This is a genomic window from Arthrobacter sp. FW306-04-A (assembly GCF_044358315.1).
Classification (GTDB): Bacteria; Actinomycetota; Actinomycetes; order Actinomycetales; family Micrococcaceae; genus Arthrobacter.
Genome location: NZ_CP084559.1, coordinates 40,820 through 65,788, shown reverse-complemented (window position 1 = coordinate 65,788; position 24,969 = coordinate 40,820). Strand labels below are relative to the sequence as shown.

Below are 24,969 nucleotides of genomic sequence, written 5' to 3'. Positions count from 1 at the left end.
TGCGCCACATCCCAAGGAGGAACAGTCATGTCACGCTATCTGCTCAGCATCTACCAACCTGACGGCCCCACTCCGGAACCGGACGTCCTCAACAAAATCATGGCCGATCTTGACGTCTTGAACCAGGAAATGCACGACGCCGGCGCCTGGGTTTTCACAGGTGGGCTGCACCCCGCCAGCACCTCCACTGTGGTGCGGGTGAGCGACGGCGAAGTGCTCACGACCGACGGTCCGTTCGCCGAGGCCAAGGAACACGTGGGCGGGCTTTGGGTCATCGAAGCCCCGGACTTGGACGTGGCACTTGAGTGGGGACGCAAAGCCGCCCAAGCCACCACCCTGCCAATCGAAGTCCGGCCCTTCGCGGGCTACCGGGAATAGTTTCCCCATGGTCCATATTTCGGAGATCGGTCAAATATTCCGCGAAGAGTATGGACGCTCCGTGGCCGTCCTGGTCCGCGTTTTAGGCAGCATCGACGCCGCCGAGGACGCGGTCCAGGATGCATTCACCGAGGCCGTGGCCCGCTGGCCGGACACCGGACTGCCGCCAAGCCCGGCCGGTTGGATCATCACCACCGCCCGCAATCGCGCCATCGACAGGCTGCGCCGCGAGGCTTCCGGCAGGGAGAAACTCGCCCGAGTGGCGCTCCTGCAGGGCGATGAAACCGAAGCAATCGAGGTGGACACGGTGGAGGACAACCAGCTCCGGCTGATCTTTACGTGCTGCCACCCGGCCCTCAACCGGGCTGCCCAGGTGGCGCTGACGCTCAAACTTTTGAGTGGGCTCACTACTGCCGAAATTGCCCACGCGTTCCTGGTGCCCGAGCCCACCATGGCCCAGCGTCTGGTGCGGGCGAAGGGCAAGATCCGCGACGCACACGTCCCCTACCGGGTGCCGACCGGGGCCGAACTGCCTGAGCGGCTGAAGTCGGTGCTGGCCGTGGTCTACCTGGTCTTCAATGAGGGTTACGCGGCGAGCTCGGGCGCCGGACTGGTGCGCGAAAATCTCTGCCGCGAGGCCGTTCGTCTCGGCAGGCTCATCGTGGACCTTATGCCCGATGAACCCGAGGCCAAGGGGCTCTTGGCCCTCATGCTGCTTCTCGATTCCCGGCGTGCCGCCCGGACAACTCCCGACGGCGGCCTGGTACTGCTCGCGGACCAAGACCGCGGCCGCTGGGACACCAGGCTGATTGCCGAGGGACAACTGTTGGTGCGGCAATGCTTGAAGAGGAACCAGCCCGGACCGTACCAATTGCAGGCTGCCATCAACGCCGTGCACAGCGATGCCGCCCGGCCGGAGGACACCGATTGGCGTCAAATCCTGGCGCTGTACGGACAACTCCTGGCCTTGGAGCCGACGCCGGTGGTCGCCTTGAACCGAGCCGTGGCCCTCGCTGAGGTGGAAGGACCCGCCGCGGGTCTTGCCGCCGTCGACGTCCTTGAGCTGGGCAACTACTACTTGTTCCACGCCGTGAGGGCGGACCTGCTCCGGCACCTCGGCCGCGACGACGAAGCTGTCGCCGCTTACCGCGCCGCGCAGGCGCGCACAGCCAACGAAGCCGAGCGCGACTTCCTGGACGCGCGGGCCCGGGCGCTCACCACCACTGCCCCCGGCCTTGCAGCACCAACTTCAGACGATCCGCATGGTCGGTGACGATCCCGTCAACGCCCATATCCAGCAGCCTGGCCATCTCTGCGGAGTCGTTGACCGTCCAGACGTGCACCTGCAGCCCGATCCGGTGCGCCCTCCGCACGAAACCGGGAGTCACCACCGTCAAGGGTCCGTAGCGGACCGGCACTTGGAGGGCGTCGACGTCGTGCAGAATCTTCGCCAGCCATCGCTCTGGAAGAAGCGGTCCCAGAAGGGTGAAGACGGCATTGCAGACGATGCCCGCCGAGGATGCCGTACGACGGCCGAGCAGGCGCAGGACAGCACGACGCCGGCGATCGGAGAAGCTAGCAATCAACACGCGGTCATGGGCGTCAAGCTGCTCGATGACCCCGGCGAGGGCTTTGACGGTGTGCCAGTCCTTGACGTCGATATTCAGCCGGGCCTCGGGAAATTCGGCAAGGATGTCTGCGAAGAGGGGAACCGCTTCGCGGCCGCCAATGCGTGCCTCGGCAACCTCAGCAGCGCTGAGGCTGGAGATCCGGCCGTGGCGGTCCGTGACGCGTTCCAGCGTCTCGTCATGGAAAAGGAGCACCACCCCATCGGCGGAAGTGCGTGCATCGGATTCCAGATGCGTGAAGCCAAGCTCGAGCGCGGCCCTGAAAGCCGAGGCCGAGTTCTCGAGTCCGTCCGGCGAAAACCCGCGATGCGCGAAGCCAAGCGGCGCGGTTTGTCCGTCAGGACGGCTGAAGAAAGGCAAGTTCAGGCTCACACGGGTAGCGTAACCCGCGGCGGGGCGGCCCATAGCTGCGCGGCAGGCTGATCCGGTCAGGATTCCTGCGGGACGATCTCCACGCCGTCGCCGCAGTGCACCAGGGTGCGGCCGCGGCCGCCATCGAGGTTTACCCAAACAACGCTGTGGTCACCGGAAACGGCGTCCACCTGTCCGAGGTTCTCAAACCCCGGCGCGACCTTGACTCTCACGCGGTCCCCGCGGCGCAACTGCTTCCAATGTTCAGCCGGCGCTGCGCGGCGAACCGGAGCGTCGGGCCACCCGGTCGTCTTTCTCTTTGCCATCTTGTCCCCATATTTGTTCGGTATCGAATGGCAAAAGACTATGGGGGCAAGTTGAACGGCAGTTGGACTGAAGCTGTGTAATACGTGAGCGGGCCGGCCCGGCTGGAAAGTGCTGCTAAATGATGGCGGCGCGCAGTTGCTTCGCGGCCAGCGCGGGGTCGTCTGCGCCGTAGATGGAACCGCCGACGACGGCGACATCCGCTCCGGCGCGCTGGACGGCTCCGATGGTGGAGAGGTTCACGCCGCCAGCCACGGAGAACGGCACACGGGCTTCCTCGCCGGCGCTCAGCAGGACGTCCAGGTTGTAGCCCGGCTTTGCCTGCTCATCGAGGCCGGCGTGGAACTCGATGAACTTGGCACCGAGTGCCCGGGATTCCTTAGCACGGGTTACCTTGTCCGCAACGCCGATCAGGTCCACCACGATGCCCTTGTTGTGTGCCTTGGCCGCCTTGACTGCACCGGCGATGGTGGAGTCGTCTGCGCCGCCGAGCACTGAAACGAGGTCTGCGCCGGCCTTGAAAGCGATGTCGGCCTCAAGCTCGCCGGCGTCCATGGTCTTGAGGTCGGCGAAGACGATCTTGTCCGGGTGGGCTTTCTTGATGGCGGTCACTACGGACAGGCCTTCGCTTTTCACGAGGGGAGTGCCGAGTTCGATGATGTCCACGTATTCGGCCACCTGGCCCGCGATCTCGAGGGCAGCTTCGGTGGTGAGGACGTCGATAGCGACTTGCAGCTTCATGGAGGGGGTCTCTTTCCGTAGTTTGTTGTGTTGTTGGTGAGGGGAAATCAAGGGCTATTCGAGGTTGGCGTGGCGGAGCCAGAGTTCCTCGGCCGGGGTTGCGTCGTTGTCCCACAAGGTCTGGAAGACTGCTTCGGCAACAAGGAAAAGCACCTGCTCGAACAGGCTGCCGGAATACTGGCGGGACACTGCAGATCCGTGGTCTGTCTTCTGCGCAGCGGGAATGATGACGACGACGTCGGCCAGTTCCGCGAGCGGGGACGTTGCGTTCGTGGTGTACACAGCAATCCTGGCGCCGGCTTTGGAGGCGGTCTCGGCAGAGCGCACGACGCCTGAGGTCGTCCCGGAGCCCGAGGCAAGCAGCAGGAGGTCGCCCGAGCGGATAGCCGGCGTCGTGGTGTCCCCGGCGATGTGCACGTCGAAGCCGAGGTGCATCAAGCGCATCGCAGCCATTCGGAGCACAAGGCCGCTGCGGCCGGCTCCTGCAACAAAGATCCGGCCGGTGACCGAGTTCCCCGCGGTCCGGATTTCCGTGGCCAGGCGGGACAGCTGCCGCAGGTCCACTTCAGCGGCGGTTTCCGCTATCTCGCTACCTACGAGGGCCAGGCTCAGGTCAATGTCTTGGCGTAGGTCGACGTCCTGGGCGCCGCGAGCCGGGATGCGATCTTGGTCCGATCCGGCGTGGACAGTCTCTGCGGTGGTGGTCATGCGTTACCTCCTGCTCAGTTGATTGCTCCGTTTGAATCAATCGTTCAGGATTGAACGGATAGGCGTAACGCTGAGCATGGGCAGTCCTTGCTATCCGTTTGGGTAGTGAAGATCGTGACGATAAAGCTAAAGTGGCGGGATGACTCCAAGCACGTGGACCCTCATGGAAGCGGTTGCCGAACTAGCGAACGCCCCGTTGATGAGCATCGCCGAGCGACTTCGTGAAGCGGCGCTGCCCTACGTGGGCAGCAGCGCGCTGGTCATTTTCACCGAGGACTGCACTGGCCGGCCCCAGAAGAAGGCAGGGGCGGAGGGCATCATCAGCCGCGTCTCCATTCCTGAACTGGACCAGTTGCGCTCCCGTGTTGCCGAAGGCGAGGCCTGGAAGGGAGAGGCGACCATCGCCGGAGGCCAGCGTCCCGTTCTTGCCTTGACGTCCAAGACCAATGCGCTGCTGACCCTTACTGAACCGGTCCTGCCCGAAGAACCGTTGGAGCGTGAGTCAGCGCTGCGGATGCTCGATTACTTGTGGCAACTGACGGCGCGGCGCATCCAGGAGAAGGTGGCGGACGCGCCGCCGTCGTACCTCTTGGAATCCCGCGCGGCTTCCGCCGAGCGGCTCCGCGTCACGGCCGAACTCGTCGACAAGCATTCCACCACGCTGGAGACTATGTTGGCGGCGCTACGATCGGGCTCCCTCGACGACGCTGCCGCCCGCAAGGCCGTCACGGATCTCGCCGCTACCTCCCTCGTCAATCTGCGGACGTTGAGCGACCGCACATCGGATCTCGTGGAAGAGCCTGTGGCCACCGCGTTTGAAAGGCTCCGGGAGGACCTGCGGCCACTCATGCACTTCAGCGGGCTCGACATCCAGTTCATCGAGCCACCGGTCAACGGCCGTGCCTTGCCCGGCGAAGTAGCCCATGCTGCCCGGGCGATCGTGCGGGGTCTGGTACTGGCCATCGTGGAGCAACCCGCGGTGAGGCGTGTGCGGGTGCAATGGGACTGCGACGGCGTGAACCTCCTCATCAATGTGCGCGACGACGGCCTGGGTGAGCTGGCTGCGGATTCGCCCAACATTGCCCGGCTCAACAGCAGAGTGACAGCACTGGACGGCCGCATGAACATCGAGGTCATGGCCGGCTGGGGAGCGGACGTTCAGGTGGTCCTGCCGCTGGATCCACCGTCAGCTCCCTCAGGCGATATCGGCGGATGGGGCCTGGCGGAGCGCGAAATGGAAGTTCTTCAACTATTGGCGTCCGGACAGCGCAACCGGGCCATTTCCTCGAAGCTGCACATCAGCGAAAACACGGTTAAATTCCATGTCAGGAATATCTTCAGGAAGCTCGGCGTGGGTTCACGAACAGAGGCCATTGCCTTGGCGCACAGCCACGGACTGCGGACTCAGGGATAGTCCCGGCCGTTTACACGACTGACTAGACCCGCAGTGAAGCGAGCTTTGCCTCGAGAATCTGGGCCACGCCGTCGTCGTCGAAGTGCGGTGCTTGCTGGCCCGCGGCGCTGATGGCCTCGGGGTGGCCGCTGGCCATCGCGTAACCGTCGCCGGCCCAGCGCAGCATCTCGACGTCATTGGGCATGTCACCGAAAGCCACTACCTCAGCGGCCGCGATGCCCCTGGATGCCGCGTATAGGGCCAGCGTGACGGCCTTGTTGATGCCGGGGGCGGACATCTCCAGGAGTGCGGTCCGCGGCGCGGAATGGGTAGTCTCCACAAGATGCGCGACGGCGGACTGCACCTCTGCCAGGAAATCATCCGGCGTACCGGTGCGGGTCACGGCAAGGAACTTTACGACGGCGTCATCCGCGGTGAGGGTTTCATCCAACCGAGCGGGCGTGAACTCGGCCAGGAGCTCACTCGTTTCGTTTTCGATGAAACCCGGCTCAAGGTGGAATCCCGTGAGGGTTTCGGCCGCGAACAAAGCGTCGGGGCGGAGCTGCTTGATGATCCGGCGCGCCTCAAGCACGGACTCGATGCTCAAGGCATCGGCGGAAATCAGCTTGTCGGCCTCAAGATCCCACACCACGGCTCCGTTGGAACAGATGACGGTGCCAGTGTGGCCGATCTGTTCGCGGAGCGGGTAGAGCCAGCGCGGCGGCCGCCCCGTCACGAACACCACCTCGATGCCCGCGTCACGGCAAGCATGGAAAGCCCGGATGGTGCGGCTGCTTATCTTGCCGTCATGGCCAAGGATGGTGCCGTCGATGTCACTTGCTACGAGCCGCATTATGTCAGTCTACGTGCGGTCAGCCTCGGAGCGCGGCTGGGAGTTAGCGGCGCTCGAAATGGCCCGTGATCACGGCCCGGCCCAAGGTATGTGACGTCAGCTTGCGGACAAGAGCACCGGTGGAGGCACCGGCGTCGAGGCCCAACTCTTCGACATCGACGGCGTGCACAGCCACGATGTACCGGTGCGGGCCGTGCCCGGGCGGAGGCGCGGCACCCAGATAACCGGAGAACCCGGCGTCGTTCTTCAACTGGAAAGCGCCGGACGGCAGGTCAGAACCACCCTGGGTGCCCGCGCCGGCAGGCAAGGAGCGCACACTCGACGGGACGTTGACCACGGCCCAGTGCCAGTAGCCACCGGCTTTGGGGGCATCGGGATCGAAGACGGTAACGACGTAACCCTTGGTGCCATCCGGTGCTCCGCTCCACCTCAGCTGCGGAGATTCATCCTTGCCCCCGGCCACACCGAAGCGTTTGCTGGTCTGTGCCGGTTTGAGTGCGTCACCATCCCTGAGCGATTCGCTGGCGAGGTGGAAGGAGGGGACTCGGGGAAGATCGGCGTAGCTCATGGCTGCCTTTCAATGCTGGCCCCAGCCTCAAGGGCACTCAGGGCGTTGAGTTCCGCGCGTGTCGGCGGGTTCGCGCCTGGCCGGGAAACTGTGACAGCCGCGGCGCGCGCCGCATGGTTGAGAATCCCTTCGAGCACTTCGGCAGGCATGGCATGCAGCTCGTCCCGGTTTTGCGCCCCGGCCAGTCCATGATCGACGATCCCCGAGAGGAGCGCGGCCATGAAGGAATCGCCTGCTCCCACCGTGTCCGCCACGGCTACCTTGGGGGCGTCCACCCGGGCCTCGCCCGAGGCCGTGGCTCCCCACGGTCCGTCCGCTCCCCGTGTGACCACGACGACGGCGGGTCCCGCGCTACCGCCCAAGCGGAGCCAGCGCCGGGCCGATTCCAGGACGTCGACGCCGGGATAGAGCCACTCAAGGTCTTCGTCGGATGCCTTGACTACGTCCGAGAGCGCAACGAAGCGCTCCACTTGGGCGCGAGCATAGTCCCGGTCTGTGATGATGCTGGGCCGGCAGTTGGGATCGAAGCTGATGGTCGCGTTCGGGTGGGCATGCTCGACGGCGGCAAGGACCTCCGCTGCACCTGGCTCCAACATGGTGGCAATGGAACCGGTGTGCAGGAGGGATGTCCCTTGAAGCATGAACGGTAGTCGCGCTGCGAAGCCGGGGAGCTCCCAGGTGAGGTCGAACGTGTAGCTGGCCGCGCCGTCGTCGTCGATCAAGGCAGTGGCAACGCTGGTGGGGTTCTCGTCCGGCGGCAGCGGAACCATGACGGAACTGGAGCGCAGATGGGCTGCGATCGATTCCCCGTACGCGTCCTTGCCGAAGCGGCCGATGAACTGAACGGCGTGATCCAGCCTGGCCAACCCCACCGCAACATTGAGCGGACTGCCGCCCACGTGGGCGTCGACTCCCGAGGAACGCTGGACTACATCGACCAGTGCTTCACCTATGACTGTCAGCATGGCACAACTCTGCCACGCAGATGTGGCGCGCGTCTCGCAATGACAGTTGGTGACTTGTCACAAGCCCGTCACGCCAGCAGCCGCTGCACCAACTCGCGGCATTTCTTGTACGCAACCGCCCTGGGGTCGATCAGGTCGAAATGGTCCCCCGGTACCTTAAGGAGCTGTGCTGCGCCTCCGGACGCAGTGGAAGCAGCAACATAGGCCTCAGACTGGCTGCACGGAACATCTTCGTCAGCGGCAGCGTGGACGGCGAAGACAGGAATACTGATGGGGAGTGACCTCATGGGGTCGGCATAAATATGCCGTTTGGGGTATCTTACGGAGTCGCCGCCCATAAGGTTGTCGACGGCGCCGTTGCTCAGGTTGAGCCGCTCGGCATCGGCCAGGTTCAGCAGCCCTGATTGGCTCACGACGCCGGTCAGCCGTACTGCTGTGCCGTTGTCGTGCCGATGGAGCTGCCGATCGGCGTCGGGGGCGCCAATCTTGGAGAGCTTTTCACGGCCGGCCGCCCAGACCGCAAGGTGGCCGCCCGCAGAGTGTCCCAGCGCCACCACTTTGTCCAGGTTGAGTCCGTGCGTTCCGGCAATCTCCCCCAGATGGTCGATTCCATCGAGGACGTCTTCGAACGTGTGCGGCCACCCTCCACCGTTTCCTGCCCGGCGGTACTCAAGGTTCCAGGCGGCGATTCCATGCGCTGCGAGGTCCCTGGCAATCGGCTCACCGAGCTCTGCGCCGTATTGCGAGCGCCAATAGCCGCCGTGGATCACCACCACCACTCCGTCGTGCCGACTGCGGTGCGCCTCCAGCGAGTTGTCCGGTACGAACAGCTCGCCCCATTGACTGGAGTGGTCGCCGTAGTAGTACTTGTGCCGCTTCATCGTGTCCTCCTTTGTGCCGAGCCTATCGTGGAGGGACGGCACGGAGGGGGAGCCGAGGAATATAGCGCCCCCGCGGAGCCTTCCGGGGCACACTGTGCGAGCGTAATCTCGGGGGTGAAGCGCGACCTTCGCTTCAGTTCCCGCGGCAAGCGGGAAATGCTCCAAATCCGGAGGTGATTTCAATGATCCGTCGTATCTCCGCGTCGGTTCTTGTGGCATTGACTTTGAGTGTGCTGGCCGTTGCTTCGCCCGCATCAGCGGCAAACCCGCCTGGAACCGGGCGGCCTAATCAGTCCTGCCAATCGCTGGAACCGAACACGCCAGGCAACGCCGCCAACAGCCCGGGATCACCGTTCAACGAGCCAGGCATCAACAGCACCAACGGCGGCGTGGGCGGGCAGAACTACTCCCCTACTTCCCAATACGATGTCGCGTGCTTCCAGGTGTCGCATCGGTAACGCCTGCACCACCTCGATCTAGCTGGAGGACAAGGCTGACCATATCGTTAGCGCAGCCAGCTCCCGAAACTGTCAGCCCGTCCCCGTAAGCTGGAGGCATGGCTAGCAATTGGGACAGCTTGGATCCTGAGCTGCGCGAATCGGTACAGGCGAATGTGGAGCTCTATGCCCGCGTCCGGCCTGCCTTGAAGCTTGTCACCCGTGACGTCCTGCTGACTCTGAGGGACATGCTCAAGAACAGCGAGTCCGTGCCCCTCTTCGTCACGGGACGCACCAAAACGGTCGAATCCTTCCGGGAGAAGATTTCGCGCACCGAAGTGCCGCTGGAGGGCGGCCCGCGGGTGCTGAAGTTCCCGGACCCGTTCCGGACCTTGAATGACATGGTGGGGCTGCGCGTCATCACCAAGCTTCCGGCCGAGAACGCCGCGGTGGCCAACCTCATCAAGCGCCAGCGCCAGCTTTTCGATTGCCGTGGCGATCTTGAGAAGGACATCGGCTCCATCGAGTCCGGCACTTACGGATATTCGAGCCGCCACCTCATCCTTCGCACCATCCAGAACGAAACCGTGAAGGCCTACCAGCAGGTCTTCAATCCGGAAATTCCGCCGAATGGCAGCTACTTTTTCGAATGCCAGATCCGCACGGTTTTTGCGCACGCCTGGAGCGAGATCGAGCACGACATCCGCTTCAAGGCCGAGGATCCGCGCGCTTGGACGCCACACTTCGACCGCCAATTCACCGCAACCGCGGCCATGTTGGAAACCGTTGAGAGCGCCTTCGCCGACCTCCACGAACGTTACGAGGAAGTCCGCGGCTACTGGGATCTGGAAGGCGAAGGCTCCATGCCTCTCACGCCCAACCGTGTGCGGGACGTATGGCGGACCCTACTTCCGCACGTTGACCGTAAAGTTGATGACGACTGGGGCTGGGCTGCGGAGCTTCTCGCCGCACACGGACTGAACAAGACCGTTGAGCTCGCCGGACTCCTTAGCGCGAACCGGATCACCGAGGTCCGCAAGGCCTTGGACCATCGCTACTCCCCCGGACCGGACCGCCTCCTGGATGATCTCCTGCTGTGGCAGTACGGCACCGAACACATCGACCTGACAGCCGAGGCTCCCGACGTCGTCCCCCACCCCCGGCGGGACAGCCTCCAGCGGCGCCTCAAGCAGATTGAACGGTACCGCCTGACCAATAGCTAAGCTGCCGGGCTGAAAACGACGGTCATCTGACATATTTTCCCGATTTGGGTCACGGATTGGGCCTACGTTCAACCGCGGTGCCACGATAGACAGATGCTTGAGGCAACAACCAACCCCACCCAAACCCCCGTCTTGAATCCGGCGCTGGCCGCTGAAGCCAAGATCGCCCGGATTGCGGTCACGGTTTTCCCCCTGCTCGTCGTTCTCGCCGGAGTTGCCGGTTTCCTGCTTCCGGATGCCTTCAAACCACTGGGGCCCAGCGTGCCGTACCTGTTGGGCGTCATTATGTTTTGCATGGGCCTGACGCTTACCCCACCGGACTTCGCGTCAGTGGCTAAACGTCCGTGGGCCGTGGTGCTGGGCATCGTGGCGCACTACGTCATCATGCCGGGTGCGGGTTGGCTGATTGCGGTGGCGCTCAACCTTGAGCCCCAGCTGGCAGTTGGCCTGATCCTGGTGGGCTGCGCGCCGTCCGGCACCGCTTCCAACGTCATGGCTTTCCTCGCGAAAGGCGACGTTGCCCTGTCCGTGGCTGTCGCGTCAGTCTCCACCCTCATTGCACCGATTGTGACCCCTATGCTGGTGTTCTTCCTCGCTGGGTCGTTCCTGAACATCGATGCCGGCTCCATGGTCCTGGACATCGTCAAGACGGTCCTCCTCCCGGTCATCGGGGGTCTGGCTGCCCGTCTCTTCCTCAAGAAGCTCGTCGCCAAGGTGCTGCCGGCACTTCCCTGGGCGTCCGCCGTTGTGATCTCACTGATCGTCGCGGTGGTGGTGGCCGGTAGCGCCAGCAAGATCGTTGCCGCGGGCGGCATCGTATTCCTCGCTGTGGTGCTCCACAACGGTTTCGGCCTCGGCCTGGGCTACCTGGCGGGCAAGCTGGGCCGCCTCGACGACAAAGCACGCCGGGCACTGGCCTTCGAGGTCGGCATGCAGAATTCCGGCCTTGCCGCCACCTTGGCCACGGCACACTTCACCCCGTTTGCCGCGTTGCCGTCCGCAGTTTTCTCGCTCTGGCACAACGTGTCCGGCGCGATTGTCGCAGCCTGGTTGGCGCGGAAGCCGCTCAGGGAGGGCTGACGACTACGGCGTCCGGAACTCCCAAGGCGCGGCCATGGTAGTTCCAACGCCGATTGTACGGCCGGAGAGCCGGTCCAGGAGGAGCGCGATGGCTCCTTCGAGGGCTTCCGGTTCCGGGGTCCCACCGGCAGTTCCCGGGGCCAGGACATCGAATCCGGCAGGCTGCATAGCGTCCGAGATGACAACCTGGGCTACTCCCCGCCGGGCGAGCTCGCCCACCGTGAGGTCAAGAAGAGTGCCGGCCGGAAGGGCACCAATGATGGCGCCATCGGCACCGCCGGAGAGCATGAACCGCCGCCACCCTTCCCCGATGAGGATCACCGGCTGGTAGCCGTGCTCGGGCAAGATGCGCGCAGCAGCCGTGGCCAAAGCACGGTCCCACGGCCATTCGAGATCACCGATGGCAATCGCGACCAGATCGGTCTTGCCGCGGCGCATTCCGCGGGCTGCCTGGTTGGGCACGTATCCCAGCTCCTTGGCAGCCGCCTGCACGCGCGCTTGCGTCGACTCGCTGATGCGGGTGGTGCCGCCGTGGCGTCCGGACAACACATAGGACACGGTGGTGAGGGAGACGCCGGCGCTCTTGGCGACGTCCCGGATGGTCGGCTTCGCTCCAAGTCCCATGACTTAGCGCTTTCCTTTCTTGCGGGAGCCCTTGCCGCGTCCCTTATCCGGGTTCGGAGCATAGCGCTGGGCCACAGCCGGCTTCTTGGCGCCGGTGCCGCGCCTGTCCGGCTTGGGGGCTTTCTTCGGTTTCTCCTGCTGAGCCGAAGGTTGCCGCGAGCTCTGGGCCGTGCGGCCGCGGACGATGCCGATGAATTCCTCAATGACCTCGTTCGTGGAGTCGCTCGGCCACGCCAAGGCGATCTGCGTCCCTTCCGCCCCGGTCAGGCGACGCGCCACCGTGTCCTTGACGTTGAAATGCCGGGCCACGGACATCGGCAGGATCACGAGCCCGGCACCGGAGGCCACCACCTGCATGGCCATCTCGGCCCCGCCCATCCCGCCGACATCCAGGAAGTTCTCCTCCGCGAGATCCTCCAGTGCCACCTCTTCAAACACCGAGATTTCATGGCCTTTCGGGGCCACCACCACGGGTTGCTCTTCGTAGAGCGGGATGACGTTGAGCCCCTCGCGGTCCACTGGCAAGCGCACAAAACTGAGGTCCGCGGAACCGTCGCGTAACACCGCAAGCTGAGCGCCGTCGTCGGACATGAACGAGTGCAGCGGAACACCAGGCATGCGCTCTTCCCAGCGCCGGATCCACTTCCCGGGCGTCACACCGGCGACGTAAGCGAAGCGCAGCTCGCGGGGACCGCTGGATTCGGCATCGGAGGCGTCGGGGGCTCCGGAGTCGGGCAGGGATTCTTGATCGGCAGGCACCAGTTCACAGTACCGCGCACCGTCCGGCAACGCAGAGCCCGCTGAAGCTACGCCGCATACACCTGGACTGCCGTGGCCTTGACCACAAAATAGACGCGCGACCCCGGTTCGAGTCCCAGCTCGGCGGACGCAGCGGGCGTGATGTCCGCTGCCAGATCTCCGGCCCGGACCCGGATGTGGTCGCCGTGCGGTTCAAGATCCGTGATCGCAACCGGGAATGAGTTGCGCGGGCTGCCGTGCGCGGCGTCGAGGAACACTGAAACGGCCGACGGCGGGAAGGCGGCGACGCCGGGCTGGCCCGGTTCCGCTTCATCGTCCAGATGTCCCGCGACATGCAGGCTGGCGCTGTCTGCAAGGCTGGCGCCGCCCGTGGCGGCGGACGTCCTGAGTCCATCCTCCGTCACCGTGCCCGCGAGGAGGTTCACCCCGGCCAATCCCGCGGCGAATTGGCTTCGGGGGCGGCGGAATACCTCACGGGTGGCGCCTTCCTCCACAATCCTGCCCTTTTCCATGACGATCACCCGGTCCGCGAGGATGAGGGCATCCAGGACGTCGTGGGTGATGATGAGGGCGCGACGCCCGGACAGGACGCGCTTGAGGAGCCGGCGCAGGTGCGGAGCGGCATGGATGTCCAAGGCAGACATCGGCTCGTCAAGGAGCAGCAACTCGGGGCTCGCTGCCAGCGCCCGCGCCACGGCGACGCGCTGGGCCTGCCCACCGGACAACTGACCCGGCTTCCGTTCGGCAAGCGGCGTGACATCGACTTCGGCAAGCCAGTGCCGCGCCGTTTCGCGTGACTGCGCCCGCGAGGCCCCTGCGCTGCGCGGGCCGAAGGCCACGTTGTCCAGGACGCTCAAGTGCGGGAAAAGCAACGGTTCCTGGGCAAGCAGGGCCGTCCCCCGAAGGTGCGGCGGGGTCCACACCCGGCTGCCGCCGTCGAGGTTGAACAGGACCCGCTCCCCTAGGCGGGCGGAGCCGGCGTCGGGCCGCAGGAGCCCCGCCGCGACTGACAGCAGCGTTGATTTTCCGGCCCCGTTGGGTCCGAGGATCGCGACGGTTTCCGCCGGTCCAAGACTCAATGAAATGTCCACGTTGCGGGCGCGGACGGTGGCGTCGATGTGGAAACTCATGCCGCGGCCTCCGCCGGAATGTCGGCGCGGTGCGGACGCCGATAGGACAGCCCGACGACGATCACCGCCACCGCGACGAGCACCAGCGAAAGGGCGACGGCGGCATCCGCGTCGGTCTCGCGCTGAAGGTAGATTTCCAGTGGCAGGGTTCGCGTGACACCCTGCAAGCTCCCTGCGAAAGTCAGCGTGGCCCCGAATTCCCCCAGGCTGCGGGCAAAGGACAATACCGCTCCGGAGACGAGCCCGGGAAGGACCATAGGCACAGTCACGCGCCGCAGGATAGTGGTGGGGCGGGCGCCTAGTGTCGCGGCAACGGCTTCGTAGCGGTTGCCCGCCGTCCGCAGGGCGCCTTCGAGGCTGACTACCAGGAACGGCAGGGCGACGAAAGTCTGGGCCAGGACCACCGCCGTCGTCGAAAAGGCGATCTGGATCCCCGCGAGTTCAAGGTTCTTCCCCAGAAGCCCTTGGCGCCCAAAGGTGTAAAGCAGGGCAATGCCACCCACTACCGGCGGCAACACCAAGGGCAGGAGGACGAAGGCGCGGAGGAGTCGCTGCCCGCGGAACGGCCGGCGCGCAAGGACGAGGGCCAAGGGGATGCCGAAGAGGACGCAGAGGGCAGTGCTCGCGGCGGAGGTACGGAGGCTGAGCCCCAGCGCCGTCAGCGAGGACTCGGAGGTTACCAGCGGGATGAACCGGGACCAATCGACCTTTGCCACCATGGCAGCCAACGGCAGCAGGACGAACAAGCCACCCACTGCCGCCAAGCCGTAGACCCACCGTGGAACCCCGCTGTAGTTCATCAACGCCTACGGTACGCCAAAGCCCGCGTCTCCCAGGACTTTCTTGCCCTCGCTGCCGGTGACCAGGCTGATGAATGCGCCGGCCAAGTCCTTGTGCTTGCTGGTTCCCACAGTGGCGATCGGGTAGGTGTTGACGGCGTTGCTGGCCTCGGGGAACGGGACGCCCTTGACCTTGTCACCGGCGCTCTTGACGTCGGTGACGTAGACCAGGCCTGCGTCGGCCTCGCCCGAGCTCACTTTGCCCAGGACATCGGTCACGGAGGACTCCTCGCTCACGGGCTTGATGGTGGTGCCGGCGGCCTTTTCCACGCTCTGGGCGGCAGCCCCGCACGGTACCTGGCTGGCGCAGACAACTACCTTTACGCCGGGCTTCGCGAGGTCCGCGAAGGAAGCGATCGACGCCGGATTGGCCGGCGGGACGGCGATGGTCATGATGTTCGTGGCAAAGTTCGTTGCCTTGCCGTCGACGAGGGAGGCGTCGGAGAGCTTGCCCATGTTCTTGGTGTCCGCGGAAGCGAACACATCCGCGGGGGCTCCCTGGGTGATCTGCGTGACCAAGTCCGAGGAGCCTGCAAAGCTCAGGACAACTTTGGTGCCGGGGTTCCTGGCTTCGAACTCGGAAGCCAGCTTGGTGAATGTTGCTTTGAGGGACGCGGCAGCATATACCGTGACGGTGCCGGAGAGCTGGGGCGAGCTGCTGCTTGGTGAACCGGCGCTTTCGGCGCTGCTGCTAGGGGCGCTGGGCGAACCGGCTCCGGGCGTGCCGGCACAGCCAGCGAGTCCGGCAATCAGGCTCCCTGCTGCCAACAAAACCCCAACGTTCCTGCGGGCGATTTTCACGTGATGCTCTTTCCCTGCGCTGTTTCAACAATGACGGTAGTGGCCTTGACGACGGCCGTCGCAACGGACCCCAACTCGAGTCCTAGTTCCCGGACGGCTTCGCTGCTCATGAGGGAAACCACGCGGAAGGGTCCGCATTGCATCTCCACTTGGGCCATTACCTTGTCCGTGGTGATGCCGGTGACGAGGCCTACGAAGCGGTTGCGCGCAGAACGGCCCACTTTGCTGGGGTCCTCGGGCAGCGCTGCCTGCTCACGTGCCAGGTGGGCAAGCTCGAGTCCGTCTACCACCAGGCGGCCGGACTCGTCCTTCGTTCCCGTGAGGGCTCCGTGATCAATCCAACGGCGGACGGTATCGTCACTCACGCCTAGGAAACGGGCGGCCTCAGAGACTCGTATATGCGGCATGAATTCATAATAGAACCTCATATGCGCTTTGGATAAGAACTATTGGCCGCAAAACCGCTTGTGACCGGCTGTCGGCCGATCCCTCCGTCGCCTAGCGCGCGGGCCCTGCGCCCGGGCGATCCCGCCAGCCGCTGTGCCACTTCGCTGCGGCGGCAGATACCCTTGAACCATGACCTCTGCAAACTCCCAGTCCATGAAGCCGGCCACCGTTGCCAAGAAACTTGGCATCTACCTGCCCGCAACACCCCAGGAGTTCCAGGATTCGGAAATCACCCGCGCCGATTTCGCCGAGCTCCAGGCCAACGCACCGGAGTGGCTCGCCGAGCTCCGCCGGACAGGTCCGCACCCGCGCCCCGTGGTTGCGCAGAAGCTGAACATCTCCATCAGCGGTCTCGCCCGGGGCGGCATCACCGAGCCCCTGACGACGGCGGAAATCGCCGAACTGCTGGAAGCCCCGCCTCAGTGGCTCGTCGTCGAGCGCGCCACCCACGCAGCCGTGCGCTCCGAGGCGAAGCGCATCAAGGAAGATGCTGCCAAAAAGGAAGCTACCCAGGAAGCCAAGGCAAACGCCTCAGCCAAGCGGGACGCACCCAAGACATCCAAGCGGGACCACGCTTAAGCTCCACCCGATTTCAACAGGAAGGCAGATCACCCCCAGGGGGGATCTGCCTTCCTGCGTTGTGCCCCGATCAGGCCCTCGCCTCCAACGCTTCCTCGGCGCATACTGAATTTAAAGCGGTGCGCATTCGCTTGGAGGTGGTCCGATGCCCGCCACAACTGGGGTCCAGCTGACGGTCTGGCAGATCGGACTGTGGGCAATTTTGCTCATGTGCGCTGTTACCTTGACGGTCCACGCTGTCCGTAAGGGCGTCGCACAAGGAGCTCCCGACGGCGGACGCGTCACCTTGGCCGGGCCGCCCACCCACCGCGACCGTGACCTTGTCAAAGAGCCCGACGCCGTCTTCTGGAACGTCTTCGCGGGGCTGGTGGTGGTTGTCCCGGCCGTCGTCATCCCCGCGTTGGCCTCGCCCGCCGTCGGGCTCCTGATGCTCATCCTGGGCGTTGGCGCCGCGCTTGCGGCATTCTCCGTCGGCCGGAAACTGGAGCAGAAGCGTCAAAGCAGGCCGGAAAACCGGCCAGGGTATGCCGAAGCCGCTGCCCGCCACGACGCCCTCTTGGCTCGCTGGCAAAGGTACGAACTGGACCCCGCCAAGGGCATCGACTTCCCAGGCATGAGCGACGTCAACGTTCCCCAAACCGCCGCGTTGGTCCGCGCGCTCCAAGAAGCCCAACGCTGCCGCATCGCCGCCGGGACGGACTACGCCCGCGCCGTCGAGCAGTTGGACGTTGCGATGGCCGAAGCCGAAGCAGCCGCCGGCGTTTCTGCGCCCTAGCCGCCTGACGGCTCTCGCCTTGTGCCCCTAGCGGCCTCGTCGGAGGCCACCAGTAGCTGCTGTACGTGCGGGGCTCGCTTTCACCGTGGCTGGCAAGACCCTCATGGACGCACCATTCGGAATTAATCAATTCGTTTAGTAATTAACCACACCCGGTACTGGTGTGCATTGAATTCCGCGATACGGGGTCACCCCCAATTGCAAGGATCCCAGCCCAAAAACGTCCTGCGGCGCGCGGCTTGGTGGGAATGCAAAACACATGCATCTGGGCCAATTCAGGTGCCCTTCGTTTGCTTGATTTTCCACTCGTAGAAAAAACAAGTAGCTGGACAGGTAATACGCCGAAAATCAATCGATAAATGCAGGTTCGGCGTGTTGATTGGCCAACAAAACGAGTGCCTATCACTCGTGACCCCCGGCTGGGCCAACCATAGGCTCGACTGCGCGGGGGGGCGTAGTCACTGGAAAGGACAACGGAGCCGTCCGGCTCAACTAAACACTATCGATTATTCGGAAGTGAGCATTCGCATGAGAAACAAATCACTGAGAAATCTGGGCGCTGGTACCGCCTGTCTGGCTCTAATTATCGCCGGGGTCACCGCCGCGCAGGCGGCCGTGACCCCGGCGCCCCTTAGCGGCAGCACCTTCGAAGGCAATGATGGAAACCTGATCGTCGACACTGCCGGCAACACCGACTGGAGCAACGTGGCCGGCCGCCACACGGGCATCGATGTTCCGTCAGGCAGCGGCGACAACGCTTTCGGCCAAGGAACCAAAGAAGACAACTCCGCGGTGACCGTGGTGAATGGTTCCATCCCACCCAACAAGAACGACCTCACCAGGTTCTACGAGGCATCCGAACTGGGATCCAACGGCCACACCTTCCTTTATTTGGGGTGGGAGCGGCTGGTCAACATCGGCAACGCCAACCTCGACTTCGAAATCAACCAAGCCAGCACCGCGGGTTTCACCGGATCAACTACAGGGCCGGTGACCCTCAACCGGACAGCAGGCGACCTTCTGGTCAACTACGACTTCTCCGGTAGCGGCACCCCGACCCTCGGCATCAACACGTGGCTCACGGCCGGAGCGGGCAACACTGTAAGTCAGTGCTTCTCCGCCAATACGTTGCCGTGCTGGGGCAACCACACGACCCTCGGCTCTGCGTCGTCTGAAGGCGCCGTCAACACCGTTCCGGTTCTCGATCCGATTCAAAACGCAACCCTCGGCGTCGGCCTCTTCGGCGAGGCATCGATCGATTTGACCGCTGCCGGTGTGTTCCCTCCAGGGACCTGCGAGGCGTTCGGCAGCGCGTTCGTCAAGAGCCGCTCGTCGTCGTCGTTCACGGCTGAGATCAAGGACTTCATTGCACCTGTCGCCGTAAATATTGCCAACTGTGGAACGATCACGATCCACAAGATCACGGAGAATGGAGACTCGACCTTCAACTACGCCACCACGGGCAAGATCGGGACCGCCGGGTTCACGCTGAACAATGGTGGGCAGAAGCAATACACCAGTGTCCAAACTGGAGACTCATCGATCACCGAGAATCTCACTGCAGCACAGATAGCGGCGGGCTGGACGTTCAAAGACCTCACGTGCGGCACAGTGACCGGAGCGGGCACAAGCGTGGTGAAAAGCGGGGCCACGGTGACCGTCACGATGGGTGCGGGCGGCAACGTCGACTGCACCTACACCAACCACATCAACGTGAGTCCAACAATCACTACGACGTTGGTTCCCACGTCGGTCACGGTCGGTGGGTCTGTGTATGATACCGCTGCCCTCACCGGGGCGACGTCCACTGCGGGCGGCACCGTGACATACACGGTCTATACAGACAGCAATTGCACCGCGGGTTCCGCGGGTTCCCAGGCTGCCGGGACCGTGACTGTCACGAACGGTGTAGTGCCCAACTCGAACACCATCACCTTCAACTCCGCGGGTACCTTTTACTGGCAGGCGGTGTACAGCGGTGACCCCAACAACAACCCCGCCACAAGCGCCTGCACTTCGGAGACCATCGTGGTCAGCAAGGCGAAGCCCAGCGCAACCACCGCACAGGACCTGATCCCGAACGACAACTTCACGTTGTCGGGCGGAGTCAATCTTGACGGGACGGGGACAATCACCTTCAACCTGTACGCCCCGAATGCCGCCGGGGACTGCTCGAGCACTCCAGCGTTTACCCAAACGGTGACCGGCATTAGCAGCAACACCACGTACAGCACCACCAACACCGGCGCCAACGCGTTCCACTCCACCACCGCCGGGACGTGGCGCTGGGCATCAACCTACTCAGGAGACAGCAACAACCAATCGGCATCGTCTGCGTGCGGCGTTGAAAGCTTCACCATCAACAACGGCTAACCGGGCCTTGCATTTCCACAACTAGCAGAGGGAGAGGGTCCCCGGCCTAAACGGCTGGGGACCCTCTTTGCGTATTGCGTCGCCAACCCGGCCCGGACTTCTTAGGGAATAGCCCCGATGTGCACCAGGAGTTCATGCTCAGCCCCGTCCAAGTAGCGGCGCAACTCGGCTGCGGCCTCTTCGCGCTGACCATTACGGATCTGGGCAACCAAGGCAGCATTGCGTTCCACATAATGGCTGTGGAAGTCGGGGGTGGTGGCCATGGCGTGGAAGACCAAGCGCATCTCAGCCAGCACCTTCTCCATCAGGGCGTCCAGGGACGCGCTTCCGGACAACGACACCAGAGCTCTGTGCAGCTCCTGGTTGGCGTCTGCCATGCCGGCAACCGATCCCTCCACGAGGGCTGCCCGGGCCTTGTCGATGATGACGTCCATGGCGTCGAGGGCTTCGGCAGGGACGTCTCCCCATAGAACGGCCGCTGGTTCGATAAGGCGGCGCACCCGGTAGATTTCCCGGACGTCGTCGGCTCCGGGGGCGGCGACGAACACCCCACGGTTAGGGATGCGCTGGACTACGGATTCACCGGCAAGCACGGTGAAGGCCTCCCGCAGGGTGTTCCGGGAAACGCCGAGTGCCTCGGACAATGCTTGCTCGGAAAGCTTCGTGCCGGGCGGCAACAGGCCGTCTGAGATGCGCTGCCGAAGCTGGGCGGCAACCCACGCTCCAGTGTGGGCGTGGGTGGCGTGGCCGGCGTCGGCGATTCCTTGCAGCGCAGCGTTCATGGGCATGCCATCAATCTACCGAATGGCGACGCCGACGGATTTTGCTGGATCATTCCGTCCAGTCCTCGGACGCGGCCCGGAAATCCGCGGCAAAAATCCGTGACGCCGCGAATGATCCGGCAGAATGTGCCGCCTCCTCAGCCGATGCTCGCGAGCACCTCTCCGCGCCCGACGGCGGTGCCCGGCTCTTGTGGACCTCGCGCCACGGTGCCGGAACGGTGGGCTGGGACGGTGGTTTCCATCTTCATGGCCTCCAATACGGCCACGGGTTGACCAGCTTCCACGGCCGCACCGTCCTCAACCAGCCACTTCACCAGCGAGCCGGACATCGGCGAGGCCAGCCCGGCGTCGTCGGCCACATCCGGAGCCGCAGCCGCAGCCGCAGCGACTGAAGCGCCGCCACCATTCATCAGCGCTTCAAATAGGCGGACGGGGAGGCCAAGCTGGACCGCCTTGCCGTCGAGTTCCACTGTGAACGTGAGGCGTTCGGAACCCGGAGTCACCCGTGCGATCTCGGGAGACGCAGCCAGCGCTTCGGCGAACTCCGTCTCGATCCACGTGGTGTGGACGCCGAGCTTGTCTTCCGAGGTGAAGGCTTCGTTGCGGACCACTGCCCGGTGGAAGGGCAGCACGGTGGGCAGTCCCTTGATCTGCATCTCGTCCAGGGCAGCCCGGGCGCGGCGCAGGGCCTGCTGACGGTCTTCGCCGCGGACAATCAGCTTGGCCAGGAGGGAATCATATTCTGCAGGAACCACCGAGCCGGATCGAACGCCGGAGTCCACGCGGATGCCTGGCCCCGTGGGCGCTTCGAACACGTCCACGGTGCCGGGGCTAGGCAGGAAGCCTCGCGCAGGATCCTCGGCGTTGAGGCGGAATTCGAAGGCGTGGCCCCTCGGCTCAGGGTCCTCCGTCAGGGAGAGCACGCCGCCTGCGGCGATCCGAAACTGCTCGCGGACCAGGTCCACGCCGGACGTCTCCTCGGTGACAGGATGTTCGACCTGAAGGCGCGTATTAACCTCCAGGAACGAGATGGTGCCGTCCACGGCCACGAGGTATTCGACGGTTCCTGCGCCGTAGTATCCGGCCTCGCGGCAAATGGCTTTGGCCGATTCGTGGATGAGGGTGCGCTGTTCAGGGCTCAAGAACGGCGCGGGGGCTTCTTCCACGAGCTTCTGGTTGCGGCGCTGCAGGGAGCAGTCGCGGGTACCGAGGACCACAACGTTGCCGTGCATATCGGCCAAGACCTGGGCTTCGACGTGCCTTGGCTGGTCCAGGAAGCGCTCCACAAAGCATTCGTCGCGTCCGAACGCCACCTTGGATTCGCGGACGGCCGATTCAAAGGCGTCCTCGATGTCTTCCAGGCGTCGCGCAATCTTGAGCCCCCGTCCGCCTCCGCCGAAAGCCGCCTTGATGGCCACGGGCATGCCGTATTCCAAGGCAAAAGCAAGGACCTCAGCCGCGTTGGCCACGGGCCCATCGGTGCCCGGGACAAGCGGAGCCCCGGCGCGGACGGCGATCTCGCGGGCCGTCACCTTGTTGCCTAGCTCCCTGATCGACTGCGGCGCAGGGCCGATCCATGTGAGTCCGGCGTCGATCACGGCCTGCGCAAAATCGGCGTTCTCGGACAGAAAGCCGTATCCGGGATGGACCGCGTCGGCACCGGCGCGGCGGGCGACGTCGATCAGCTTGGCGATGTCCAAGTAGGTCTCGGCGCCGGTGGATCCGCCCAACGCGTAGGCCTCGTCGGCAAACGTCACGTGGAGGGCATCGGCGTCGGGGTCGGAGTACACGGCAACGGATTGCAAACCCTCGTCGGAGCAGGCGCGGGCAATCCGTACGGCGATCTCGCCGCGGTTGGCGATCAGGACCTTTTTCATGGCTGGGTTCCTTCGGGGACGACGCCGGTAGCGGCAAGTTCAAGGGGTTCAAGGGTTGCGGGGTCCACGATCGTGAACCGAATGCTGTGACCGGGCGGCAATTGGGCCGCCGTCGGAACGTCTTCGGGTACGACGACGGCAATCACCGGATAGCCGCCCGTCACCGGGTGGTCGGCCAGGAAGAGGACGGGATGTCCGCTGGGCGGCACTTGGAGTGCACCGGCGATGGCGCCCTCGCTGGGGAGTTCGCCGGCGCCGCGTTCCGGGTCACAGTTGCGTTCGAGGGCACGGCTGCCGCCGGGCGCGAGGCGCACTCCGATCCTGTTGGACTGCTCGGTGGTGATCCAGTCCTGCCCGGTGAGCGACTCCAGGGCACGGGAATCAAACCAATCGTCCCGCGGGCCCAAGGTGATGCGTAGTTCGGTAAAGACCGTTCCCAGCCGCAGCGTGGATTCCTCGGGAGCGCCGACCATCTGGAACAGGGGCGCTTTCCCCACGGGCAGGCGCATCCCGGCAGACAGCGGTGCGGGTCCGATTCCTGACATCGAGTCGCTCGAGCGGCTGCCGAGAACCGGCTGCACATCGATCCCGCCACGGACAGCAAGGTAGCTGCGAGCTCCGAGCGTGGGCGCGCCCAGGCTAAGGGTTTCGCCGTCCAGCAGGGCGAACGGATTGCACATGGTGGCCCTGCGTACCGGTGCGCCCGATTCATCGCGGATTTCCAGGGGCGCAACGGCTCCGGAAACAGAGAGCACGTGGTCCCCGTCGGCCTGGACGGAGAGTCCGCCCAGCACGTTTTCGATCACAGCGGCACCGGGTTTGTTGCCTACCAAACGGTTGGCCTGGCGGGCCGATTGCTGGTCCACGGCACCCGCGGCGGACACTCCCAGATCCCCCAGGCCGGGGCGGCCGAGGTCCTGGATCAGGGATTGCAGACCAGGTGATCCAACCACCAGGGCGGGGCCAATGACTTCGCGGGCCACAGGGAGTGCTGGAATCAGCGCAACGGCCTCGCGGACCGCCACATGCCGGACCCTATCTCCCGGGCGGACAAGCGCAGGCGACTCCCGCTCGAGGTCCCAAAGCGCCGCCGTCGTACGCCCGATCAATTGCCACCCGCCCGGGGACTGCCGGGGGTAGACGGCGGAGAACGTTCCGCCGAGCGCTACGGAACCAGCTGGAACAGCGATGCGGGGCGAGCTACGGCGGGGAACGTCGAGGCTGTGGTTCTCGCCGAGCAGATACGCGAATCCCGGGGCGAATCCGCCGAACGCGGCGGTCCAGAGTTGCCCGGTGTGGGCGGCCACGACGCCGTCCGCCCCCAGGCCGGTGAGCATCCCCACCTCAGCGAGGTCCTCGCCGTCGTACACCACCTCAATGGTGACCTCGCGGGGACTGTTTTGCGGCACCTCGTGCAGGTCAACATGCCCGACGGCGGTGCGCGCCGCGAGTGCCTCGGCGTGCGTGCCGAACTTGAGCAGTACGGTCGCTGCCGCTGCGATCGCGTCAAGCTGGCCGGGCAGCGGCTCGGCAAGCAGTCGGGAATGAAACGCCAGCACGGAGGCGAGGTCGGAGAGTTCCACCAGCAGGGCGCGCGGACCTGCCCAGCGTATTCCTGTGAGGCTCAAGCGAAGCTCCGAACGGTGACGCCGGCAGCTTCGAGCCCGCTGCGGACGGCGGCTGCCATGGCTACGGCGCCGGGAGTGTCTCCGTGGACGCAGATGCTTTCGGCGTCGACGTCCAGCACGGAACCGTCGCGGGCCACGATCTTGCCCTCCGTTGCAAGACGGACCATGTTCTTGGTGATGGCAGCGTGGTCGTGCAGCACGGCACCTTGTTCGCGGCGGGAAACGAGGGTGCCGTCAGGACTGTAGGCGCGGTCGGCGAACGCCTCGGCTATGGCACGGAGGCCTTTCGCTTCGGCTTTGGCGAGGGCAACCGAACCCGGCAGGAGAAGGAGTGGAAGTCCGGGACTGAAGGCATGGACGGCGTCGACCACTGCCTGTGCGTGAACCTCGTGGTGGACGATCGCGTTGTAGAGGGCGCCGTGCGGCTTGACGTATTTGATCCCGGAGCCGGCCGCGTGGGCCAGGGCCTGGAGCGCGCCGAGTTGGTAGAGAACGTCGTCGGCCAGTTCCGTGGCGGAGCAGTCCAGGAAGCGTCGGCCGAATCCTGCGAGGTCCCGGTAGCCTACGTGTGCGCCGATGGTCACTCCGGCGGCAACGGCCTCGCGGCAGGTACTGGCGATGGTGCTGGGATCTCCGGCGTGGAATCCACAGGCCACATTGGCGCTGGACACGTAACGGAAGACGGCGGCGTCGTCGCCCATGATCCAGTTGCCGAAGGATTCTCCGACGTCGCTGTTGAGGTCGATAAAAGGCATTGTGATCCCCGTCTCAGGTTGAATACCCCACCATCATGCCTGAAACGGCAAGATTGTTCAACAATCTTGC

Annotated in this window: 27 protein-coding genes; 9 read left to right on the top strand and 18 right to left on the bottom strand. The window is 64.6% G+C overall.

The genetic code is table 11. From position 1 onward, the window contains the following. Positions 1 to 27 precede the first annotated feature (27 nt). Positions 28 to 378, top strand: a complete 351-nt coding sequence (locus tag LFT43_RS00340) for a YciI family protein (protein WP_395800179.1) — start codon at positions 28 to 30, stop codon at positions 376 to 378. Between the two features lie 7 nt (positions 379 to 385). Then, entirely contained in the window at positions 386 to 1,651 is a 1,266-nt protein-coding gene (locus tag LFT43_RS00335) for an RNA polymerase sigma factor (protein ID WP_395800177.1), read from the top strand. On the opposite strand, the gene LFT43_RS00330 is transcribed toward LFT43_RS00335, so the two are convergent. From LFT43_RS00330 to hxlB, 4 genes are all read right to left on the bottom strand, one after another. Then, positions 1,593 to 2,411, bottom strand: a complete 819-nt coding sequence (locus LFT43_RS00330; RefSeq protein WP_395800175.1) for a glycerophosphodiester phosphodiesterase family protein — start codon at positions 2,409 to 2,411, stop codon at positions 1,593 to 1,595. The two genes, LFT43_RS00335 and LFT43_RS00330, sit on opposite strands and share 59 nt — an antisense overlap. Positions 2,412 to 2,434: 23 nt before the next feature. Continuing rightward, positions 2,435 to 2,683, bottom strand: coding sequence for a hypothetical protein (locus LFT43_RS00325; RefSeq protein ID WP_395800173.1), 249 nt, complete (start codon positions 2,681 to 2,683; stop codon positions 2,435 to 2,437). 115 nt (positions 2,684 to 2,798) lie between these two features. After that, complete coding sequence (gene hxlA / locus LFT43_RS00320) at positions 2,799 to 3,422, bottom strand: 3-hexulose-6-phosphate synthase (protein WP_395800171.1); 624 nt, start codon at positions 3,420 to 3,422, stop codon at positions 2,799 to 2,801. Positions 3,423 to 3,476: 54 nt separating this feature from the next. Then, a complete protein-coding gene (hxlB, locus tag LFT43_RS00315; RefSeq protein WP_395800169.1) occupies positions 3,477 to 4,130 on the bottom strand; it encodes a 6-phospho-3-hexuloisomerase in 654 nt (217 codons plus the stop codon). Between the two features lie 139 nt (positions 4,131 to 4,269). Between hxlB and LFT43_RS00310 the strand changes: the two genes are divergently transcribed. After that, the gene (locus LFT43_RS00310) at positions 4,270 to 5,544 is read left to right on the top strand and encodes a LuxR C-terminal-related transcriptional regulator (RefSeq protein WP_395800166.1); all 1,275 of its coding nucleotides are present in this window, start codon (positions 4,270 to 4,272) and stop codon (positions 5,542 to 5,544) included. Positions 5,545 to 5,566: 22 nt separating this feature from the next. On the opposite strand, the gene LFT43_RS00305 is transcribed toward LFT43_RS00310, so the two are convergent. From LFT43_RS00305 to LFT43_RS00290, 4 genes are all read right to left on the bottom strand, one after another. After that, positions 5,567 to 6,376 (bottom strand): HAD family hydrolase, encoded by an 810-nt coding sequence (locus LFT43_RS00305; RefSeq protein ID WP_395800164.1) that lies wholly within the window; start codon positions 6,374 to 6,376, stop codon positions 5,567 to 5,569. A 43-nt stretch (positions 6,377 to 6,419) separates the two neighbouring features. Beyond that, positions 6,420 to 6,944 (bottom strand): YbhB/YbcL family Raf kinase inhibitor-like protein, encoded by a 525-nt coding sequence (locus LFT43_RS00300; protein ID WP_395800162.1) that lies wholly within the window; start codon positions 6,942 to 6,944, stop codon positions 6,420 to 6,422. Further along, the gene (locus LFT43_RS00295; RefSeq protein WP_395800160.1) at positions 6,941 to 7,909 is read right to left on the bottom strand and encodes a carbohydrate kinase; all 969 of its coding nucleotides are present in this window, start codon (positions 7,907 to 7,909) and stop codon (positions 6,941 to 6,943) included. Before LFT43_RS00295 ends, LFT43_RS00300 begins: the two co-directional genes overlap by 4 nt. Before the next feature lie 68 nt (positions 7,910 to 7,977). Then, positions 7,978 to 8,790: an alpha/beta hydrolase gene (locus tag LFT43_RS00290; RefSeq protein ID WP_395800158.1), complete on the bottom strand. Its 813-nt coding sequence runs from the start codon at positions 8,788 to 8,790 to the stop codon at positions 7,978 to 7,980. 182 nt (positions 8,791 to 8,972) lie between these two features. On the opposite strand from LFT43_RS00290, the gene LFT43_RS00285 reads away from it, so the two are divergent. From LFT43_RS00285 to LFT43_RS00275, 3 genes are all read left to right on the top strand, one after another. Next, on the top strand, positions 8,973 to 9,248 hold the full coding sequence (locus LFT43_RS00285; RefSeq protein WP_395800156.1) for a hypothetical protein: 276 nt from the start codon (positions 8,973 to 8,975) through the stop codon (positions 9,246 to 9,248). Positions 9,249 to 9,346: 98 nt separating this feature from the next. Beyond that, positions 9,347 to 10,450, top strand: coding sequence for a GTP pyrophosphokinase family protein (locus LFT43_RS00280; protein ID WP_395800154.1), 1,104 nt, complete (start codon positions 9,347 to 9,349; stop codon positions 10,448 to 10,450). A gap of 93 nt (positions 10,451 to 10,543) precedes the next feature. Next, positions 10,544 to 11,530 (top strand): bile acid:sodium symporter family protein, encoded by a 987-nt coding sequence (locus LFT43_RS00275; protein WP_395800152.1) that lies wholly within the window; start codon positions 10,544 to 10,546, stop codon positions 11,528 to 11,530. A gap of 3 nt (positions 11,531 to 11,533) precedes the next feature. Here the strand turns inward: LFT43_RS00275 and LFT43_RS00270 are convergent, their stop codons facing one another. The 6 genes from LFT43_RS00270 to LFT43_RS00245 are packed head-to-tail and all read right to left on the bottom strand — an operon-like array spanning position 11,534 to position 16,090. Continuing rightward, a complete protein-coding gene (locus LFT43_RS00270; RefSeq protein WP_395800150.1) occupies positions 11,534 to 12,154 on the bottom strand; it encodes a LacI family DNA-binding transcriptional regulator in 621 nt (206 codons plus the stop codon). 3 nt (positions 12,155 to 12,157) lie between these two features. After that, the gene (locus tag LFT43_RS00265) at positions 12,158 to 12,913 is read right to left on the bottom strand and encodes a LysR family substrate-binding domain-containing protein (RefSeq protein ID WP_395800148.1); all 756 of its coding nucleotides are present in this window, start codon (positions 12,911 to 12,913) and stop codon (positions 12,158 to 12,160) included. Positions 12,914 to 12,960: 47 nt separating this feature from the next. After that, entirely contained in the window at positions 12,961 to 14,043 is a 1,083-nt protein-coding gene (locus LFT43_RS00260) for a sulfate/molybdate ABC transporter ATP-binding protein (protein WP_395800146.1), read from the bottom strand. Further along, positions 14,040 to 14,843, bottom strand: a complete 804-nt coding sequence (locus tag LFT43_RS00255; protein WP_395800144.1) for an ABC transporter permease — start codon at positions 14,841 to 14,843, stop codon at positions 14,040 to 14,042. Before LFT43_RS00255 ends, LFT43_RS00260 begins: the two co-directional genes overlap by 4 nt. A gap of 6 nt (positions 14,844 to 14,849) precedes the next feature. Further along, on the bottom strand, positions 14,850 to 15,683 hold the full coding sequence (modA, locus tag LFT43_RS00250; RefSeq protein ID WP_395800142.1) for a molybdate ABC transporter substrate-binding protein: 834 nt from the start codon (positions 15,681 to 15,683) through the stop codon (positions 14,850 to 14,852). Continuing rightward, a complete protein-coding gene (locus tag LFT43_RS00245; protein ID WP_265978231.1) occupies positions 15,680 to 16,090 on the bottom strand; it encodes a molybdopterin-binding protein in 411 nt (136 codons plus the stop codon). The genes modA and LFT43_RS00245 overlap by 4 nt, the downstream gene beginning before the upstream one ends. Positions 16,091 to 16,259: 169 nt before the next feature. Between LFT43_RS00245 and LFT43_RS00240 the strand changes: the two genes are divergently transcribed. The 3 genes from LFT43_RS00240 (at position 16,260) to LFT43_RS00230 (ending at position 19,857) form a co-directional block, all read left to right on the top strand. Further along, positions 16,260 to 16,709 (top strand): DUF5997 family protein, encoded by a 450-nt coding sequence (locus LFT43_RS00240; RefSeq protein ID WP_395800140.1) that lies wholly within the window; start codon positions 16,260 to 16,262, stop codon positions 16,707 to 16,709. Between the two features lie 145 nt (positions 16,710 to 16,854). Further along, on the top strand, positions 16,855 to 17,484 hold the full coding sequence (locus LFT43_RS00235; RefSeq protein ID WP_395800138.1) for a hypothetical protein: 630 nt from the start codon (positions 16,855 to 16,857) through the stop codon (positions 17,482 to 17,484). 528 nt (positions 17,485 to 18,012) lie between these two features. Then, entirely contained in the window at positions 18,013 to 19,857 is a 1,845-nt protein-coding gene (locus tag LFT43_RS00230; RefSeq protein ID WP_395800136.1) for a hypothetical protein, read from the top strand. 101 nt (positions 19,858 to 19,958) lie between these two features. On the opposite strand, the gene LFT43_RS00225 is transcribed toward LFT43_RS00230, so the two are convergent. From LFT43_RS00225 to LFT43_RS00210, 4 genes are all read right to left on the bottom strand, one after another. Continuing rightward, positions 19,959 to 20,645: a GntR family transcriptional regulator gene (locus LFT43_RS00225; protein WP_395800134.1), complete on the bottom strand. Its 687-nt coding sequence runs from the start codon at positions 20,643 to 20,645 to the stop codon at positions 19,959 to 19,961. A gap of 131 nt (positions 20,646 to 20,776) precedes the next feature. Then, the gene (locus LFT43_RS00220) at positions 20,777 to 22,516 is read right to left on the bottom strand and encodes an acetyl/propionyl/methylcrotonyl-CoA carboxylase subunit alpha (RefSeq protein WP_395800132.1); all 1,740 of its coding nucleotides are present in this window, start codon (positions 22,514 to 22,516) and stop codon (positions 20,777 to 20,779) included. Next, positions 22,513 to 24,144 (bottom strand): 5-oxoprolinase/urea amidolyase family protein, encoded by a 1,632-nt coding sequence (locus tag LFT43_RS00215; protein ID WP_395800130.1) that lies wholly within the window; start codon positions 24,142 to 24,144, stop codon positions 22,513 to 22,515. The genes LFT43_RS00220 and LFT43_RS00215 overlap by 4 nt, the downstream gene beginning before the upstream one ends. Further along, the gene (locus LFT43_RS00210) at positions 24,141 to 24,899 is read right to left on the bottom strand and encodes a LamB/YcsF family protein (protein ID WP_395800128.1); all 759 of its coding nucleotides are present in this window, start codon (positions 24,897 to 24,899) and stop codon (positions 24,141 to 24,143) included. The genes LFT43_RS00215 and LFT43_RS00210 overlap by 4 nt, the downstream gene beginning before the upstream one ends. Between the last annotated feature and the right edge of the window lie 70 nt (positions 24,900 to 24,969).